The following is a 17,673-nucleotide window of genomic DNA, read 5'->3' on the forward strand; positions in this document are numbered from 1 at the left end:
ATAATGACGCGATCGTCACGATCCGCGTTTCGCTCATGTCCGATGCCGCCTCCACCCCGCTGCTGACCGTCGGCGACGCCGCCGCGCGGCTCGGCGTCACGCCGCGCACGCTGAAGTATTACGAGGAGCGCGGGCTCGTCACGCCGTCGCGCAGCGAGGGCCGCTACCGCCTGTACGACGAGGCCGACCTCGAGCGCTTCGCGCGCATCCTGCGATTGCGCGCACTCGGTTTCTCGCTGCACGGCATCACCGAAATGCTCAAGCGTCCGCTCGAGGAAACCGGCGACGGCCGGCGCCGCTATTCGGACGCTTCGCTGCGCGAGATCCGCGCCGGGCTCGCCGAGCAGATCGCGACGCTCGATCGCCGGATCGCGGCCGTCCAGCGCGAGTTGAAGGAAGCGGTCGCGCTGCGCAAGGAGTTGCAGCACGACATCGACTACGTCGAACGACGCCTCGCCGGCGAGAACGCCGATGCGCTGATCGCGCAACGGCGCGCCGAAGCCGGCGCACGGCGCGGCAAGGGCCGCGCATGAACGTCACGTCGGGGCGCCCGCCGCTCTGGAGCCGCGCGAACCTGCGCGCGGACCTGTTCCCGTGGGCGCTTGCACTCGTCACCGGGCTCGACTACTTCGACAACGCGATCTTCTCGTTCTTCGCGAGCTATATCGCGGGCGGCATCAACGCGTCGCCGGACGAACTCGTGTGGGCGTCGAGCGCGTATGCGGTCACGGCCGTGCTCGGCATCCTGCAGCAGCAATGGTGGGTCGACCGCCTCGGGCATCGCCGCTACGTCGCCGGCTGCATGCTGATGTTCTCGTTCGGCGCGATCGCGGCCGCGCTCGCCGATACGTCGCTCGAACTCGCCTTCGCGCGCGGCTTCCAGGGCTACTTCATCGGCCCGATGATGGGCGCGTGCCGGATCCTGATCCAGATCAGCTTCAAGCCGCAGACGCGGCCGCCCGCTACGCGCGCGTTCCTGATCATGATCCTGCTCGGCAGCGCGCTCGCGCCGATCGTCGGCGGGCTGTTCGTCGCGTATTCGACGTGGCGCGCGCTGTTCGCGTGCACGGCGCCGGCCGGCATCGCGTTCGCGATCCTCGCGCTGCTCACGCTGCCCGACTCGGGCCGCACGCCGGACGACGAACGCGGCTCCGGACACTTCTGGCCGTACGTCGTGTTCGCGCTCGCGCAAGGCGCGCTGCAGATCGTGATGCAGCAGGTGCACTACCAGTTGTACAGCGGCTCGCCGATGCTGATCGGTCTGAGCGCCGCGGGGCTCGGCGCGCTCGCCTGGTTCGCGTATCACCAGTGGAACCACCCGACGCCGCTCGTGCGGCTGCACGCGCTGCGCGAGCGCACGTTCCAGATCGGCCTGCTGCTCTACATGTTCTATTACTACGAGTCGACGGGCTTCAGCTATCTGACGTCGCGCTTTCTCGAATCGGGGCTCGGCTATCCGGTCGAAAACGCCGGGCGGCTCGTCGGCACGATGTCGCTGATTTCGGCCACCGCGCTGTTCGCGTACCTGCGCTATGCGAAGCACGTTGCGCACAAGAAATGGTTCGTCGTGCCGGGCTTCGCGATCGCGATCGTCGCGACGCTATGGATGACGCGGCTCACGCCGCAAGTCGGCGAGGTCGCGCTCGTCGTGCCGCTGCTGCTGCGCGGCCTGCTGCTGCTGTTCATCGTGCTGCCGGTCGCGAACCTCACGTTCCGGATCTTCGCGATCGACGAGTACACGCACGGCTATCGGCTGAAGAACATCGTGCGGCAGCTGACGATCACGTTCGCGACGTCGTCGGTGATCATCGTCGAGCAGCATCGGCTCGCGGTGCACCAGACCCGGCTCGTCGAACGCGCGAACGTGTTCGACCCGCTGTTCCGGCAGACGCTCGACACGCTCGCGAACGGTTATGCGGCAGCCGGCCACGCGGCGACCGAAGCGCACGGCCTCGCCGTCGCGTCGATCGCGCGGATGGTCGCGCAGCAGGCGTCGTTTCTCGCCTCGCTCGACGGCTTCTACTTCCTCGCGGGCGTCGCGCTCGTCGGCGGCGTGTTCGCGGCATGGCAAAAAGAGATCGATTGAGTTAAAAGACTGGCTTTGGATTTCCGCGCGCCGCCTCCATGCTTTCGAAACTGACCCGCTGGCTCGACGATCGCCGCCGCGATCGCGCGCTGCGCAGCCATCCGATTCCGGACGCGCTGTGGCACGACACCGTCGCACGCCTGCCGTTCCTCGACGCGCTGTCGCCCGACGATCTCGGCCGGCTGCGCGAGCTGACGAGCCTGTTCATCGCGAAGAAATCGTTCTCGACGGCGCACGGGCTCGAGTTGACCGACGCGATGATCGTCGCGATCGCCGCGCAGGCGTGCCTGCCCGTGCTGAACCTCGATCTGTCGCTGTACGACGGCTGGGTCGGCGTCGTCGTGTATCCGGGCGAGTTCGTAATCCGCAAGACCGTGCAGGACGAAGACGGCGTCGTGCACGAAGTCGAGCAGGACGCGAGCGGCGAGGCATGGGAAGGCGGCCCCGTGATCCTGTCGTGGGAAGACGCGCAGATGACCGACGGCCGCGACGCGTACAACGTCGTGATCCACGAATTCGCGCACAAGATCGACATGGTCAACGGCGCGGCCGACGGCTACCCGCCGCTGTTTCGCCGCTGGCATGCGCCGCAGCTCGATGCGCAGATCTGGGCCGACGTGTTCGACAACGCATACGACCAGTTCTGCGCGCGCGTCGACGCGGTGCCGGACCGCGCCTGGGCGCGCTTCGAGCGCGACTCGCTGATCGATCCGTACGCAGCCGACCATCCGTCCGAGTTCTTCGCGGTCTGCAGCGAAGCGCTGTTCGTGCGGCCGCAAGCGTTCGAGTCCGAATTTCCGGAGCTGTACCGGCTGCTCGCCCGCTACTACCGGCAAGATCCGGCGCGCGCGGGCGCGCTCGACGCGGCGTGAAAATTATTCGTCAACCGTCTGATTTTCTGGCATAATCGCCGTTTTTCGACCTTAGGCAAGTGGCTCGCGCCGGGCTTGACGGTCGCCGATACGCGCACAGCGCGCCATTCGGCACGGCAAGCGGCGGGTTGGCTACCGCTCTCACCAAGGAAAATCATGAAACCTGGCATTCACCCGGATTACCGCGAAGTCGTCTTCCAAGACATGTCGAACGGCTTCAAGTTCATCACGCGTTCGACGATCCAGACGCGCGAAACCATCGAGCTCGAAGGCAAGACCTATCCGCTCGCGAAGATCGAAGTCTCGTCGGAATCGCACTCGTTCTACACGGGTCAGCAAAAGATCATGGACACGGCCGGCCGCGTCGAGAAGTTCAAGAACAAGTTCGGTTCGCGCGCAAGCGGCAAGGTCGCGAAGTAAGCTTCGCACCGCAGCCGGTGGCTGCAACGCACCGGTCTCCGCACAAAAGGGCAGCCTCGGCTGCCCTTTTTTGTCTCCGCGCGTCCGGCACACGGCCCGGCCCGCGAGCCCGCCATGAGCTGCCGCGCGCGCGTGCGCGCGTCTACAATGCCGGATGCTCGAAACCGGCCCGGCCGCGCGGCCGCCCGCTCATCACACATCGTTCATCTGCATGAAGCCTGTCGTCCGTCTCACCGCCTCCGCCACGCGCGCGCTGCCGCGCTGGCTGCTGCTCACGCTCTGCTTCGTCTATGCGGCGTTCGGCCTGTTCGGCCGAGATCCGTGGAAGAACGAGGACGCGGCGGGCTTCGGCGTGATGTGGACGATGGCGACAGGCCACCACGACGACTGGCTGCTGCCGAACCTCGTCGGCAAGTTCATCACGAGCGACGGCCCGCTCGGCTACTGGCTCGGCGCGCTGTCGATCCGCGCGCTGGCGCCCTGGGTCGACGCGAGCAACGCGTCGCGCGTCGATACCGGCATCTGGTTCTGCGTCGCGTGCGCGTTCGTCTGGTATGCGGCCTATCTGCTCGGCCGGCGCGCGGAAGTCCAGCCATTCAAGTACGCGTTCGGCGGCGAGCCGGAGCCGCGCGACTACGGCCGCACGCTCGCCGACGGTGCGCTGCTGATCCTCGTCGCGTGCTTCGGCCTCGCCGAGCGCGGACACGAAACGACGCCGCAGCTTGCGCAGTTCGCGTGGATCGCGATGCTCGTCTACGGCATCGTGCGCGGCATCGACAAGCCGCTGCAAGGCGCGCTCTGCTGGGGTGCCGCGATCGGCCTCGTCGGCTTGTCGGGCAACCCGGTGCTCGTCGTCGCGCTGCTCGCCGGCACGGCCGCGCTCTGGCTCGTCACGCCCGAGATGCGCAACCTGCGCCTGCCGCTCGTCGGCGTGCCGGTCGCGATCGCGATCTTCGCGCTGTGGCCGATCGCCGCGTTCATCGCAGCGCCCGACGACGCGGCGTGGTTCTTCAACCAGTGGATCCACGGCAGCCTGATGCGCTTCTCGGGCCCGCCGACCGCGGTGCTCGGCTATGCGGCGAAGAACCTGCCGCTGTTCACGTGGCCCGCGTGGCCGCTCGCGATCTGGGCGTGGTGGAGCTGGGCCGGGATGCGCCGGCGCGCGCACATCGCGATTCCGCTGTCGGTCGTCGTGCCGCTCGTCGCGCTCGTGATCCTGCAAAGTCAGCAGTCGAACCGCATGTACATGCTGCTGCTGCCGCCGCTCGCCGTGCTCGCGACGTTCGCGCTGCCGACGCTCAAGCGCGGCGCGATCAATGCGATCGACTGGTTCGCGGTGCTCAGCTTCACGATCCTCGGCACCTTCGTGTGGCTCGTGTGGCTCGCCTCGCTGACCGGCTTCCCGCACCCGCTCGCGCGCAACCTCGGGCGGCTGCTGCCCGGCTACGAGCCGCATTTCAACGCGCTGTCGTTCGCCTGTGCGGTTGTCGTCACGGTGTGCTGGTGCGTGCTCGCGCGCTGGCGCATCTCACGGCAGCCGAAGGTGCTCTGGCGCAGCGTCGTGCTGTCGGGCGCGGGCACCACGCTGATGTGGGTGCTGCTGATGACGCTGTGGCTGCCGATCGTCAACTACGGCCGCACCTACCGCGACGTCGCGCAGCAGATCGCGACGCACCTGCCGGCCGACTACCAATGCATTTCGCCCGTGCGGCTCGGCGATGCGCAGATCGCGACGTTCGCCTATTTCGGCAACATGCACTTCGATTTCACCGAAGATTGCGACGTGATCCTGCGCCAGGACCGCGCGGACTTCGGCGAGCCGAGCGCGATGTCGCAGTACGTCTGGCGTCTCGTCTGGGAAGGCCGCCGCGTCGCCGACCGCGACGAGCGCTTCCGCCTGTACGAGCGCATCGAACGGCCGAAGACGCCGGTCAAGCGGCGCGCGCCGCATCGCCGGGCGGCCGGTTGACGATGTTCGCGGACATCCGTCGCATCGTCGGTCTCGCGTGGCCGGTGCTCGTCGGCCAGCTCGCGATCATCGCGTTCGGCGTGATCGATACCGCGATGGTCGGCCGCTACTCGGCCGTCGACCTCGCCGCGCTCGGGCTCGGTTCGTCGATCTACGTGTCCGTCTATATCGGCCTGACCGGCATCCTGTCCGCGCTGCAGCCGATCGCGGGCCAGCTGTACGGCGCGCGGCGCTACGCCGAGATCGGCGAGGAAGTGCGCCAGGCGCTGTGGCTCGCCGTGCTGCTCGCGACGCCCGGCTTCCTGCTGCTGCATTTTCCCGAACCGCTGCTGCGCATCGCGCACGCGCCGCCCGCGCTTCACGACCGCACCGTCGACTATCTGCGCATCCTGTCGTACGGGCTACCGGCGAGCCTCGTGTTCCGCATCTACAACGCGCTGACCAACGCAGCCGGCAAGCCGCGGCTCGCGATGATCCTGCAGATCGGCGCACTGCTGCTGAAGTTTCCGCTCAACGTGTGGTTCATCTTCGGCGGCTTCGGCGTACCGGCGCTCGGCGGCCCGGGCTGCGGGCTCGCCAGCACGCTGATCAACTGGGCGCTCGCGCTGATCGGCTTCGCGCTGCTCGCGCGCCTCGACGTGTTCGCGCCGCTCGCGATCTTCTCGCGCTTCTGCTGGCCCGTCTGGGCGCGCCAGAAGGCGCTTCTGAAGCTCGGCGTGCCGATGGGGCTGTCCTACCTGATCGAAGTCACGTCCTACACCTGCATGGCGCTGTTCATCGCGCAGTTCGGCACGACGACGCTGGCCGGCCACCAGATCGCCGGCAACGTCGGCGCCGTGCTGTACATGACGCCGCTGTCGATCGGCGTTGCTGCGTCCACGCTCGTCGCGCGCGCGCTCGGCGCGGGCCGGCCCGACGAAGCGCGGCTGCTCGGCCGACACGGCGTGATCCTCGCCTGCGCGATCGCGGCCGCGTACGGCCTGCTCGTGTTCGTGCTGCGGCCGCTGATCATCGGCGGCTACACGCCGAATCCGGCCGTCGCGGCCGCCGCGATGCCGCTCGTCGCGATCGTCGCCTGCTACCACTTCTTCGACGCGCTGCAGATCACCTCCGCGTTCGTGCTGCGCGCGTACAAGGTCGCGGTCGTGCCGACCGTGATCTACGCGGTCGCGCTCTGGGGCGTCGGCCTCGGCGGCGGCTATCTGCTCGGCTTCGACGTCGGCGGCATCGCGCCCGCGTGGCTCGTCGGCGCGCGCGGCTTCTGGTTCGCGAACACGGTCAGCCTGATGCTCGCGGGCGTCGGGCTCGCGCTGTACCTGCGCCGCGTGAGCCGCCTGCACGTGTCCGCCGGCGCCTGAGCCGCGGCCCGCTACGCGGGCACCAGCACGTCGGCCGCGTGATACGACGAGCGCACGAGCGGGCCGGCGACCACCTCCGCGAAACCGAGCGCGAGTCCTTCGTCGCGCCATGCCGCGAACGCCTCCGGGCTCACGTAGCGCCGCACCGGCAGATGATGCGCGGACGGCGCGAGATACTGGCCGAGCGTCAGGACGTCGACACCGTGCGCGCGCAGGTCGCGCATCGTCGCGCGCACCTCGTCGTCGCCTTCGCCGAGTCCGAGCATCAATCCCGATTTCGTGACGAGCGCCGGCCGCGCGCCCTTCGCGCGCGCGAGCAGGTCGAGCGAGCCGCGATAGTCGGCGCCGGGCCGCGCCGCACGATACAGCGACGGCACCGTCTCGATGTTGTGGTTGAACACGTCGGGCCATGCCTGCGACAGCGCGTCGAGCGCACGATCGATGCGGCCGCGGAAATCGGGCACCAGCACCTCGACGCCGATCCCCGGCACGCTCGCGCGCACCGCCGCGATGCAGGCGGCGAAATGCGCGGCGCCGCCGTCGCGCAGATCGTCGCGGTCGACCGACGTGATCACGACATAGCGCAGCGCGAGCGCGGCGACGGCCTCCGCGAGCCGGGCCGGCTCGTCCGGATCGAGCGGCTCCGGACGGCCGTGCGCGACGTCGCAGAACGGGCAGCGGCGCGTGCAGAGCCCGCCCATGATCATGAAGGTCGCCGTGCGTTGCGCAAAACACTCGCCGATGTTCGGACACATCGCTTCCTCGCATACGGAATGCAGCCGATGCGCGCGCAGCACGGCCGCCATGTCGGCGACGGCCGCGCTCATCATCGGCCGTGCGCGCAGCCACGGCGGCTTGGGCAGCGCCGCACCGTCGGCGGGCTCGACGCGCACGGGAATGCGCGCGAGCTTGTCGCGGCTGCGCGCGCCCGGCTGGCCGAGCGCGGTGAGGCTGGGTCGTTCGAGCGCGGCAGCCATCGTCAGTCTCCGAGAAACGCGACGATCAGCCGGTTCACGTCGGCCGCCGCTTCCATCTGCACCATGTGCCCGCTGCCGGCGATCAGCTCGGTGCGCACGCCGTCCGGCAAGCCGTGCGCGTGCTGCGCCGGAATCACCTGGTCGCGCTCGCCCCAGATCACGAGCGTGCGCGGCGCGAGCGACGCAAGCCGGTCGCGGAACACGCGTCGCTGCGTCGCGCCGTCGAACGCGGCGTTCGCGATCTTCTCGAGCGCGGCCTGCACGCCTTCGAGCCGCTTGTATTTGACGAGATCGTCGACGAGCTGTCGCGTGACGAGCGCGCTGTCCGCGAACAGCGCGCCGAGATGCGGCTTCAGCGTATTGCGGCTGTTGCCGGCGACGAAGCCGTCGATGTAGTCGCGGTTGATCTCGGCACCGAGGCCCGCGCTCGCGATCAGCGTCAGCGACGCGACGCGCGCCGGCGCACGCTCGGCGACCGTCATCGCGACCGCGCCGCCCATCGAATGGCCGATCAGGTGCGCACGCTCGATGTCCTTCGCGTCGAGCAGCGCCAGCACGGCGTCGGCGAGCTCGTCGAGGTTGCCGCTCTCGACCGCCTTGCCCGACTCGCCGTGACCGGGCAGATCGAGCGCCCACACCGGCCGGTGCGCCGCCAGTTCCGCATGGTTGAACAGCCAGTTGTTCAGGTCGCCGCCGAAGCCGTGGATCAGCACGGCCGGCGTGCCGGCGCCGTCGCCGAGCTTCAGGAAGCGCATCGTGCGGCCGCCGATCTGCGCCTTCTCGGGTTGCGGGCCGGCCGCTTCGTCGGCCGCCGCGCTCGGCGTGTAGTCGCGCTGGAATGCCGCGATCGCCGCGTCGATGTCAGCATCGCTCACGTCGGCCGCGGCGACCACGCCGAGCAGCGCGCCGACCGGCAGCGTTTCGCCCTCCTGAGCGACCTGCCGGCGCAGCGTGCCGTCGAATGCGCATTCGACGCCCGACGAGATCTTGTCGGTCTCGACGTCGAGCACCTCGTCGCCCTTCGACACGCGTTCGCCGACCGCCTTCAGCCAGCCGTTGACCTGCCCCTGCTCCATCGACAGCCCCCACTTGGGCATCGTGATCATGTGAATCGACATCGTCTCAGCTCCTCGTTTTCAGCACGGCCTGCGCGATCGCATCGGCAGACGGGATATACAGATCCTCGAGCACGCCGGCGAACGGCGCGGGCGTATGCGGCGCGGTCACGAGCTCGATCGGCGCCTGCAGCGAACGGAACGCGCGCTGCGCGACGAGCGCGGCAATGTCGGTGGCGATCGAGCAGCGCGGGTTCGCTTCGTCGACGACCACCACGCGCCCGGTGCGCGCCGCGCTTTCGAGAATCGTTTCCTCGTCGAGCGGCGACGTCGTGCGCAGGTCGATCACGTCGACCTGAATGCCGTCCTTCGCGAGTTTCGCGGCGGCGTCCATCGCGACATGCACCATCCGGCCGTAGGTGACGATCGTCGCGTCGTCGCCGTCGCGCACGACGTTCGCCTCGCCGAACGGAATCGCATAGGACTCCTCGGGCACGTCGCCCTCGCGCGTGTAGAGCAGCTTGTGCTCGAGGAAAATCACCGGATCGTTGTCGCGGATCGACTGGATCAGCAGTCCCTTCGCGTCGTACGGCGTCGACGGACACACGACCTTCAGCCCCGGAATGTGCGTAAACAGCGACGTGAGCATCTGCGAGTGCTGCGCGGCCGCGCGCAGGCCCGCGCCGTACATCGCGCGGATCACGACCGGCGTGACGGCCTTGCCGCCGAACATGTAGCGGAATTTCGCGGCCTGGTTGAAGATCTGGTCGAAGCACACGCCCATGAAGTCGACGAACATCAGCTCGGCGACGGGCCGCATCCCGCACGCGGCGGCGCCGACGGCCGCGCCGATGTAGCCGCCTTCGGACAGCGGCGTGTCGAGCACGCGGCCCGGAAACTTGTGGAACAGCCCCTTCGTCACGCCGAGCACGCCGCCCCATGCGTCGTCCTCGCCGGGCGCGCCCGCGCCGCCCGCGTTGTCCTCGCCCATCACGATCACGCTGTCGTCGCGCGCCATCTCCTGCGCGAGCGCCTCGTTGATCGCCTGCGAATAAGTGATCTTCCTTGCCATGTCTGTCTCCTGGAATGTTCGGTTCGCCGTGTCGGCCGTTGCATTGCGCGCGGTACGGCCGCGCTCACGGATACGACACGTAGACGTCGGTCAGCAGGTCGGCCGCATCCGGCAGCGGCGCGGCCTTCGCTTCGGCCACCGCGTCGTCGATCAGCGCCTTCACCTGCGCGTCGACTGCACGCAGCTCGTCCGTCGTCAGTACTTCGGCGCGCACGACGCGCGATTCGAAATGCTTCAGGCAGTCCTTCTCGTCGCGCAGCTTCTGCACTTCGCCGGGCGCGCGATAGGTTTGCGCGTCGCCTTCGAAGTGGCCGAAGTAGCGCGAGAACTTCACCTCGACGAGCGTCGGGCCGCCGCCGTTGCGCGCGCGCTCGACGGCTTCGCCGAGCGCTTCGTGCACGGCGAAGAAGTCGAAGCCGTCGACGATCACGCCCGGCATGCCGAAGCCGTTCGCGCGATCGGCGATGTTGTCGGTCGCGACCGACCAGCTCGACGAGGTCGCTTCCGCGTAGCCGTTGTTCTCGGCGACGAAGATCGCGGGCAGCCGCCACACCGATGCGAGGTTCATCGATTCGAAGATCACGCCCTGGTTCGATGCGCCGTCGCCGAAGAAGCAGACGCCGACGCCGCCCGTCTTCTTCTGCTTGGCCGCGAGCGCCGCGCCGCAAACGAGCGGCCCGCCCGCCCCGACGATCCCGTTCGCGCCGAGCATCCCCATCGACAGGTCGGCGATGTGCATCGAGCCGCCCTTGCCGTGACAGACGCCGGTCTTCTTCCCGTAGATCTCGGCCATCATCCCGCGCACGTCGACGCCCTTCGCGATGCAGTGGCCGTGGCCGCGGTGCGTCGTCGCGACGTAGTCGGCGACGCCGAGGTGCAGCATCGTGCCGACCGCGGACGCCTCCTCGCCCGCATACAGGTGAACGAAGCCGGGAATCTCGCCGGTCGCGAACTCGACGTGCAGGCGCTCCTCGAATTCGCGGATCGTGCGCATCAGCCGGTATGCCTCCAGCAGCGTGTCCCTGCTGAGCTGTGTCGAAACGGACATGTGTGTCTCCTTGGGTTGGTCTGACTGCGAATGCCGCCGCGGCGCTGCCGCGGCAACGGATTGCGCGACTGCGGCCCGCGCGTGCCGGTTGCGGCCGTCAGTGAAACGTGAAGCCGCCGTCGACGTTCACGGCCTGCCCGGTCACGTTGTCCATCGTCGCGAAGAACAGCGCGAGGCGGCCCATGTCTTCGGGCGTCTGCGCGCGGCCTTGCGGAATCAGCGTCAGCTGATGCCGCTGCCACGATTCCTCGACCGACTCGCCGTCCGCCTTCCATTCGTCGGAAAGCCGGTCCCACATGTAGGTGCGCACGATGCCCGGGCAGATCGCGTTGACGGTGATGCCGTCGCGCGCGACCTCCTTCGCGAGCGCGTTCGTGAAACCGACGACCGCGAACTTCGAGGCGCTGTAGTGCGCGAGATTCGGAAAGCCTTCCTTGCCGGCGATCGACGCGACGTTGACGATCCGGCCGCTGCGCTGCGCCTTCAGATGCGGCAGCGCCGCGCGGCAGCCGAGAAACGTGCCCTTCGCGTTCACGTCCATCACGAAATCCCAGTCGCGCTCGCTCAGCTGGTCGACCGGGTGGATGCTGATCACGCCGGCGCAGTTGACGAGGATGTCGAGCCGGCCGAGCTCGGCGAGCGCCTGCGCGACCATCGCGTCGACCTGCGCGGGCTGCGTGACGTCGACCTTCGCGACCGCTGCACGGCGGCCGAGTGCACGCACTTCGCGCGCCGTGGAGTCGAGCGCGTCGTCGAGCAGGTCGGCAAGCAGAATGTCGGCGCCCGCGCCGGCGAGCGTCAGCGCGATTCCGCGGCCGATGCCGCGCGCGCCGCCGGTCACGATCGCGATCTGTCCTTCGAGAGCGGTTGTCATGGCACTGTCTCCTTGTGAATGGGAAAAGCGATGCATGCGCGTCGGTGCGTTCAGTTGCGCCACGCGGAGACGTCGCGCAGCAACTGACGCGACGCCGCGTAGCGCAGCGTGCGGCCGACGTCGACGGTGAGCGGGCCGCGCCAGTCGAGCGCGATCTCGTAGCGGTCGCCGCGCGCGACTTCGATCTCGCGTTCGCCGTCGAACGCGAGCGTGCCGTGCTCGAATGGAATCGGCTGCCACGTGTCCGGCTCGAGCCGTTCGCAGCTGCGCATCACGACGCGGTCGACGCGGCCCGGCGCGATCGGTGCGACGAGCGGGGTGCCGGCCGTCTTCCCCTCGCCCGCGAAACGCATCGCGAGCCCGTGCGGCGCGCTGCGCTCGAGCGGCGCCCACGCACCGCCGAGCGCCGACAGCCCGATGCCGTCCGGCTCCGCGAAGGTCAGATAGAGCGTGTCGATGTCGTCGGGCCCCGAGATCGCGCGTGCGCCGACGAAGCGCTGCCGTGCGGCGCAGACGTCGACGAGCGCGATCTCTTCGCGTCCCGGCTGCGGGCCGGCCGCGCAGCGCACGACGAGCCGCTTGTTGCGCGTGAACGCGACGTCGGGCGGCACCGCGCCAGTGGCGGCGAGGCCGGCCGCGACGCCGGCGACGGTCGCCTCGCGCTGCTCGGGAAACGCGTTGTTGGTGCCGGTCGACAGCGCGACGAGCGGCGTCGTGCCGCAATGGGCCGCGACCGCGCGATGCGTGCCGTCGCCGCCGAGCACGACGATCAGCGCGACTTCGTGGCGATGCAGATAGGCGGCGCCCGCATGCGTGTCGGCGACCGTATCGGTGATCGGCAGGTCGACGAATTCGACGTCCGGCCAGCGCGCGTCGGCCCCCACCGCGCGGTGTGTATCGAGTGCGCGCAGCAGCAGCGTCGCGATGCCGGTGCGGTCGCGCAGCGTCAGCACGCGCTCGACGCCCATCGCGCCGAGGCCGGCCAGCAGGCGCACGATCATGTTCGCCTTCTCGGCGGTCGGAAACACCGATGCGTGCGTGGTGAGGCGGCGAATGTCGCGCCCCGAGGCGGGGTTCGCGATCACGCCGACGGTAACGGGCGTCGTCACGGGCTTTGTCTCCATCCAGTCGGCCGGCGCCGGCGCTGTCGCGCCCGCCGCGGCCCTGCGTTCCGTCCGCGGCCTGCGAAGGGCCGCGGATCGTCGTCGCCGACGCCATCGCGCCGGTCTTGCCCGTGATCTCTGCAAGCGATGTGCCAGCATGCGCGCGATCGGCGCGGCACCCGCGCCGGCGCTGGCGCGGCGGCCGCGCGCGGCATGCGGATGCAACGCCGCGACCGCGCATCGCGTCGCCGAGCGGCGCCGGCGTCTCACGCGCGCGCGACGCTGCGCGCCTCGTCGTCGCACGCGCCGCGACGCCGCGCATCGCGCGCAAACCCGCCTGCGGCGCGGCTGTCCGCCGCATTGCGCCGGCGCGATGCCGGCCGGACGACGCGTCGCTGCGCGTCTCAATCGCGCGAGACGCGCGGCGACGGGCGTGAGACGAACGTCTCAGGCGTCTCCCGTGCTGCGGCGCAATGTGATCCGCCGAAACGGATGTGCTACAAGAGCATCGAATTCCCCGTCGTACGGAACCGGAGCCGACCATGCCTTACGTCGTTCCCCAGGCCCAGCATGCGGACCGCGTGCTCGGTGCGCTCGCCGGCCGTTTGCCGCCGCCGGCCGATTCGACGCGCCTCGTCTCGTCATGGCAGCGCTCGCTCGAGCGCTACCGGCTCGACCCCGCATCGTCGATCGGCCCGCGCGTGCTGACCGCGGCCGAGCTGCGCGAGGTGCGCGACAAGGAAGAAGCGTTTCTGCGCGCATCGGGCCAGTGCCTCACGCGGCTGCACGAGATGATCCGCGTCGCCGATTACTGCGTGATGCTGACCGACGCGCACGGCGTGACGATCGACTATCGGATCGATCGCGAGCGCCGCAACGACTTTCGCCATGCGGGGCTGCACATCGGCTCGTGCTGGTCGGAGAGCGAGGAAGGCACGTGCGGCGTCGCGAGCGTGCTGACCGATCTCGCGCCGATCACCGTGCACAAGACCGACCATTTCCGTGCCGCGTTCACGACGCTCACCTGCAGCGCGGCGCCGATCTTTTCGCCGGCCGGCGAGCTGATCGGCGTGCTCGACGCGTCGGCCGTGCAGTCGCCCGACAATCGCGACAGCCAGCGTCTCGTCTATCAGCTCGTGCGGCAGAGCGCGGCGCTGATCGAGGACGGCTACTTCGTGCACAGCACGGCGCAGCACTGGATCCTGTTCGGGCATCCTAATCGTCACTACGTCGAGGCGCAGCCCGAATGGCTGATCGCGTTCGACGAATGCGGCAACATCGTCGCCGCCAACCGGCGCGCGCGCGACGCGCTGCCGGAGCTGCGCGAGCCGCGCCACATCGACGAGATTTTCGACGTGACCGACATGCCGCTGCGCGACGCCGCGCGGCTCGACGCGATCGTCGCGCTGCGCCTGCGCGCGACCGGTGCGACGCTGCATGCGCGGCTGCGCGCGCCGTTGCGCCGCGCGGGACGCGACGCCGGCAGCGCATCGCGCCGGCCGGGCGCGACCGAGCGCCACGTCGGCGCGCTGACGCCGTTCCTGCACAGCAGCGACGCGCGCGTCGCGCAGCAGGCCGAACTCGCGCTGCGCGTCGCGAGCAAGCGCCTGCCGATTCTCGTGCTCGGCGAAACCGGCGCGGGCAAGGAAGTGTTCGCCCGGGCGATCCACGATGCCGGCGCGCGACGCACACGGCCGTTCGTCGCCGTCAATTGCGGCGCGCTGCCCGAAGCGCTGATCGAGAGCGAACTGTTCGGCTACGCGGCCGGCGCATTCACGGGCGCACGCAAGCACGGCGCACGCGGCAAGATCGCGCTGGCCGACGGCGGCACGCTGTTTCTCGACGAAATCGGCGACATGCCGCTCGCGCTCCAAACGCGCCTGCTGCGCGTGCTTGCCGACGGCGAAGTCGTGCCGCTCGGCAGCGACACGCCGGTGCGCGTCGATCTCGACGTAATCTGCGCGACGCACCGCGATCTCGCGCAGATGGTCGCGGCCGGCACGTTCCGCGAGGATCTCTATTACCGGCTCAGCGGCGCGACGTTCGAGCTGCCGCCGTTGCGCGAACGCGCCGACGTGCGCGACCTGATCGCAGCCGTGTTCGCCGAGGAAGCGCAGGCGACCGGCCACGTGCTGACGCTCGACACGACGCTCGCCGAGCAGCTCGCCGCCTATCCGTGGCCCGGCAACGTGCGTCAGTTGCGCAACGTGATGCGCTATGCCTGCGCGGTATGCGACGGCGCACGCGTGACACGGCGTGATCTGCCGGCCGACGTCGCCGCGCAGCTCGGTGCGGACACCGGGAGCGTGCTGCCCGACGACGAACGCAGCCGCATCGTCGCGGCGCTGACCGCGCACCGCTGGCGGCCCGATGCGGCCGCGCAGGCACTCGGCATGTCGCGCGCGACGCTGTATCGGCGCATCGCGAAATACCGGATAGTCGCGCCGCACCGCGTGTGACGCGCGCGCCGATCCGCGCGCGCATGCCGTGTCGCGCGCATCACGCGTGTCACGCGGTTTCGGCGGGCGCCGCGGGCGTGTCGTCGCGCGCCGCGCCCGCCGCTTCGTCGCGCTGGCGGAACACCTCGTGCGCGGCGAACAGCGCGTTCAGCGCGGCCGGGAAACCGGCATAGACGGCCATCTGCATGAACACTTCGACGATCTCGTCGCGCGTGCAACCGACGTTCAGCGCACCTTCGATATGCACTTTCAGTTGCGGCTGCGCATTGCCGAGCGCGGCGAGCGCCGCGATCGTCGCGATCTCGCGCGATTTCAGGTCCAGTTGCGGGCGGCTGTAAATCTCGCCGAACGAAAATTCGATGACCATCCGCGCGAAGTCCGGCGCGATCGGCGCGAGCGCGGCGATCACGCGCTCGCCCGCGTCGCCGTCGATTTCCTTGAGCTTGTCCCAGCCGCGCGCATAGCGATCTTCAACGACTCGTTCCATGATGTTCGTCTTGTTCCTTGAGTGAATGAGAAGGTCTCGCCTGTCGTTCCGACTCGCGCTCCAGCGCCTCGTAGTGCGCGATCTTTTCGCCGATCGCGTCGAGGCTCGCCTGCAGCTCCACGAGATGCGCACGCACCGCATCGCGATGCGCGATCAGCAGCCGACGCCGTGCGCCGAGCGTCGGCTCGCCCTGCGCGCGCAGCGCCGCGAACTGCTGCATCTGCGCGATCGGCATTCCGGTCGACTTCAGACGCATCACGAACGCGAGCCAGTCCAGATCGGCCGGCGCATAAAGCCGGTGCCCGGCCGCGTTGCGCGAAATCGCACGCAGCAGCCCGGCCTGCTCGTAATAGCGCAGCGTATGCGTCGACACGCGCATCCGCGCGGCGACTTCACCGATCGTCAGCGGACCGGCGGCGGAAGGTTTCGATTCGGTCATCGACATGGCACGCTCAAGGTTAGGAGTTAGAGTTCACTCTAAGTCAAGCGCCGTCGAACGGCCAGCATCGTGCCGCCGGCGCGGCAATACCGTAAAGAATCGTCAAAACCGCGCCGCCGCGGCGCATTCGCCCTTTACACGCGGCGCGCGCTTGAGCAAGATTCGTGCAGCCTGTCTTAAAAAGGGCACGCATTTGTCCTATGCTTAACGGCGACGCCCGGCCGTGTCGCATCCGCCGTCCGTTGCAACAGCCATTCATCCGTCCGAACCAGGGAGCCCTTGCCATGCTGAAAAAGCTGCTGATGCTGTTCGTCGCGTTATCGCTGTCGCTCGCTGCGGGCCTTGCGGCCGCCGTCGACGTCAACACGGCCGATCAGGCCGCGCTCGAATCGGTGAAGGGCCTCGGGCCCGTGAAGTCGAAGGCGATCATCGACGAGCGCACGAAGAACGGCCCGTTCAAGGATGCCGACGATCTCGCCACGCGCGTGAAGGGGCTCGGCACGAAGTCGGTCGGGCATCTCGAGGAAAACGGGCTGACGATCGGCGGCTCGTCCGCGCCGCCGAAGGGCGTGAAGCTGTCGAAGCCGGCCGCGACGACCTCGGCCACGACGTCGACGACGACGTCCGCCGGTACGGCATCGACGTCGACCACCGCGACGGCCGGCACCACGGCCGCCGCGCCGGCGCCGGCACCGGCGGCGAGCACGCCGGCCGCGGCGACCAAGCCGGCCAAGAGCAAGCGCGCCTCGAAGAAGGAGAAGGCGGCAGCAGCAGCCGCGGCGTCCGCGGACGCGGGCGCAAGCGCGAGCGCGCCGGCTGCCGCATCGTCGACGAAGGCAGCGAAGGGTTCGAAGAAGAAGAGCAAGAAGGACAAGGCAGCCTCCGCCGCCGCGGCGTCGGGCGCCTGATGTGCGCCGCGCGCGCGACGGACGCGTGCGCGGCATCCGTGCAACGGGCGTCGCCTTGCGGCGCCCCTTTCAGTGAAGGTGAAGAACCATGGGTCTCCTCGACATCGTCGGCGGTCTGATCGGCGGCCAGGCCGGCGGCAACTCGCAAAGCGCGCTGATTACGACCGCGCTCGAATTCATCAACAACCAGCCGGGCGGCCTGAACGGCCTCATCGAAAAATTCAAGGCGGGCGGCGCCGGCGAAGTCATCGGCTCGTGGGTCGGCACCGGCGCGAATCAGCCGATCTCGCCGGACACGCTGCAGAACGTGCTGGGCTCCGACGTGGTCGGCTCGCTCGCGAGCAAGGTCGGCATCGACCCGGCGCAGGCGTCGTCGATCCTCGCGCAGGTGCTGCCGCACGTCGTGAACCACGCGACGCCGAACGGCGAAGTGCCGAGCGACGGCCAGGTCGACACGTCGAACGTGCTCGGCGCGCTCACGCAGCTGGCCGGCATGTTCGGCGGGAACAAGCAGGCCTGAGCGGTACGCGCGACGGCCCTGCGCCG

General features: G+C 69.3%; 17 protein-coding genes. 9 read left to right on the plus strand and 8 right to left on the minus strand.

Annotation, left to right across the window (positions count from 1 at the left end):
- The first annotated feature begins 35 nt into the window (after nucleotides 1-35).
- The 6 genes from ACSHSS_RS10220 to ACSHSS_RS10245 all read left to right on the plus strand — a co-directional run bounded on the left by ACSHSS_RS10220 (nucleotide 36) and on the right by ACSHSS_RS10245 (nucleotide 6,705).
- Complete coding sequence (locus ACSHSS_RS10220) at nucleotides 36-533, plus strand: MerR family transcriptional regulator (RefSeq protein ID WP_012467631.1); 498 nt, start codon at nucleotides 36-38, stop codon at nucleotides 531-533.
- A complete protein-coding gene (locus ACSHSS_RS10225; RefSeq protein ID WP_445544921.1) occupies nucleotides 530-2,086 on the plus strand; it encodes an MFS transporter in 1,557 nt (518 codons plus the stop codon). Before ACSHSS_RS10220 ends, ACSHSS_RS10225 begins: the two co-directional genes overlap by 4 nt.
- Nucleotides 2,087-2,124: 38 nt before the next feature.
- The gene (locus ACSHSS_RS10230) at nucleotides 2,125-2,958 is read left to right on the plus strand and encodes a M90 family metallopeptidase (RefSeq protein WP_006402344.1); all 834 of its coding nucleotides are present in this window, start codon (nucleotides 2,125-2,127) and stop codon (nucleotides 2,956-2,958) included.
- A gap of 156 nt (nucleotides 2,959-3,114) precedes the next feature.
- The gene (locus tag ACSHSS_RS10235; protein WP_006402343.1) at nucleotides 3,115-3,378 is read left to right on the plus strand and encodes a type B 50S ribosomal protein L31; all 264 of its coding nucleotides are present in this window, start codon (nucleotides 3,115-3,117) and stop codon (nucleotides 3,376-3,378) included.
- A 211-nt stretch (nucleotides 3,379-3,589) separates the two neighbouring features.
- Entirely contained in the window at nucleotides 3,590-5,347 is a 1,758-nt protein-coding gene (locus ACSHSS_RS10240) for an ArnT family glycosyltransferase (protein WP_170935272.1), read from the plus strand.
- A gap of 2 nt (nucleotides 5,348-5,349) precedes the next feature.
- Nucleotides 5,350-6,705 carry an MATE family efflux transporter gene (locus tag ACSHSS_RS10245; RefSeq protein ID WP_217104842.1) on the plus strand — a complete coding sequence of 452 codons (1,356 nt, stop codon included), beginning with the start codon at nucleotides 5,350-5,352 and terminating at the stop codon, nucleotides 6,703-6,705.
- A gap of 11 nt (nucleotides 6,706-6,716) precedes the next feature.
- On the opposite strand, the gene lipA is transcribed toward ACSHSS_RS10245, so the two are convergent.
- The 6 genes from lipA to ACSHSS_RS10275 all read right to left on the minus strand — a co-directional run bounded on the left by lipA (nucleotide 6,717) and on the right by ACSHSS_RS10275 (nucleotide 12,840).
- Nucleotides 6,717-7,682: a lipoyl synthase gene (lipA, locus tag ACSHSS_RS10250; RefSeq protein ID WP_006402335.1), complete on the minus strand. Its 966-nt coding sequence runs from the start codon at nucleotides 7,680-7,682 to the stop codon at nucleotides 6,717-6,719.
- 2 nt (nucleotides 7,683-7,684) lie between these two features.
- A complete protein-coding gene (locus ACSHSS_RS10255) occupies nucleotides 7,685-8,800 on the minus strand; it encodes an acetoin dehydrogenase dihydrolipoyllysine-residue acetyltransferase subunit (RefSeq protein ID WP_445544922.1) in 1,116 nt (371 codons plus the stop codon).
- A 4-nt stretch (nucleotides 8,801-8,804) separates the two neighbouring features.
- On the minus strand, nucleotides 8,805-9,809 hold the full coding sequence (locus ACSHSS_RS10260; protein WP_006402333.1) for an alpha-ketoacid dehydrogenase subunit beta: 1,005 nt from the start codon (nucleotides 9,807-9,809) through the stop codon (nucleotides 8,805-8,807).
- Nucleotides 9,810-9,873: 64 nt separating this feature from the next.
- Nucleotides 9,874-10,857, minus strand: coding sequence for a thiamine pyrophosphate-dependent dehydrogenase E1 component subunit alpha (locus ACSHSS_RS10265; protein WP_006407815.1), 984 nt, complete (start codon nucleotides 10,855-10,857; stop codon nucleotides 9,874-9,876).
- A 97-nt stretch (nucleotides 10,858-10,954) separates the two neighbouring features.
- The gene (locus tag ACSHSS_RS10270; RefSeq protein WP_217061467.1) at nucleotides 10,955-11,731 is read right to left on the minus strand and encodes an SDR family NAD(P)-dependent oxidoreductase; all 777 of its coding nucleotides are present in this window, start codon (nucleotides 11,729-11,731) and stop codon (nucleotides 10,955-10,957) included.
- A 50-nt stretch (nucleotides 11,732-11,781) separates the two neighbouring features.
- Nucleotides 11,782-12,840, minus strand: a complete 1,059-nt coding sequence (locus ACSHSS_RS10275; protein ID WP_060041549.1) for an ATP-NAD kinase family protein — start codon at nucleotides 12,838-12,840, stop codon at nucleotides 11,782-11,784.
- A 536-nt stretch (nucleotides 12,841-13,376) separates the two neighbouring features.
- On the opposite strand from ACSHSS_RS10275, the gene ACSHSS_RS10280 reads away from it, so the two are divergent.
- Nucleotides 13,377-15,293 (plus strand): sigma-54-dependent Fis family transcriptional regulator, encoded by a 1,917-nt coding sequence (locus ACSHSS_RS10280; protein ID WP_445544923.1) that lies wholly within the window; start codon nucleotides 13,377-13,379, stop codon nucleotides 15,291-15,293.
- Nucleotides 15,294-15,342: 49 nt separating this feature from the next.
- Here the strand turns inward: ACSHSS_RS10280 and ACSHSS_RS10285 are convergent, their stop codons facing one another.
- Complete coding sequence (locus ACSHSS_RS10285; RefSeq protein ID WP_006402328.1) at nucleotides 15,343-15,780, minus strand: carboxymuconolactone decarboxylase family protein; 438 nt, start codon at nucleotides 15,778-15,780, stop codon at nucleotides 15,343-15,345.
- On the minus strand, nucleotides 15,764-16,225 hold the full coding sequence (locus ACSHSS_RS10290) for a MerR family transcriptional regulator (protein ID WP_445544924.1): 462 nt from the start codon (nucleotides 16,223-16,225) through the stop codon (nucleotides 15,764-15,766). Before ACSHSS_RS10290 ends, ACSHSS_RS10285 begins: the two co-directional genes overlap by 17 nt.
- Nucleotides 16,226-16,503: 278 nt before the next feature.
- Between ACSHSS_RS10290 and ACSHSS_RS10295 the strand changes: the two genes are divergently transcribed.
- Both ACSHSS_RS10295 and ACSHSS_RS10300 read left to right on the plus strand, forming a co-directional pair.
- On the plus strand, nucleotides 16,504-17,127 hold the full coding sequence (locus tag ACSHSS_RS10295) for a ComEA family DNA-binding protein (RefSeq protein ID WP_006413422.1): 624 nt from the start codon (nucleotides 16,504-16,506) through the stop codon (nucleotides 17,125-17,127).
- Nucleotides 17,128-17,215: 88 nt separating this feature from the next.
- Nucleotides 17,216-17,647, plus strand: coding sequence for a YidB family protein (locus ACSHSS_RS10300; protein WP_445544925.1), 432 nt, complete (start codon nucleotides 17,216-17,218; stop codon nucleotides 17,645-17,647).
- Nucleotides 17,648-17,673 lie beyond the last annotated feature (26 nt).

The organism is Burkholderia sp. BC1 (assembly GCF_052683555.1).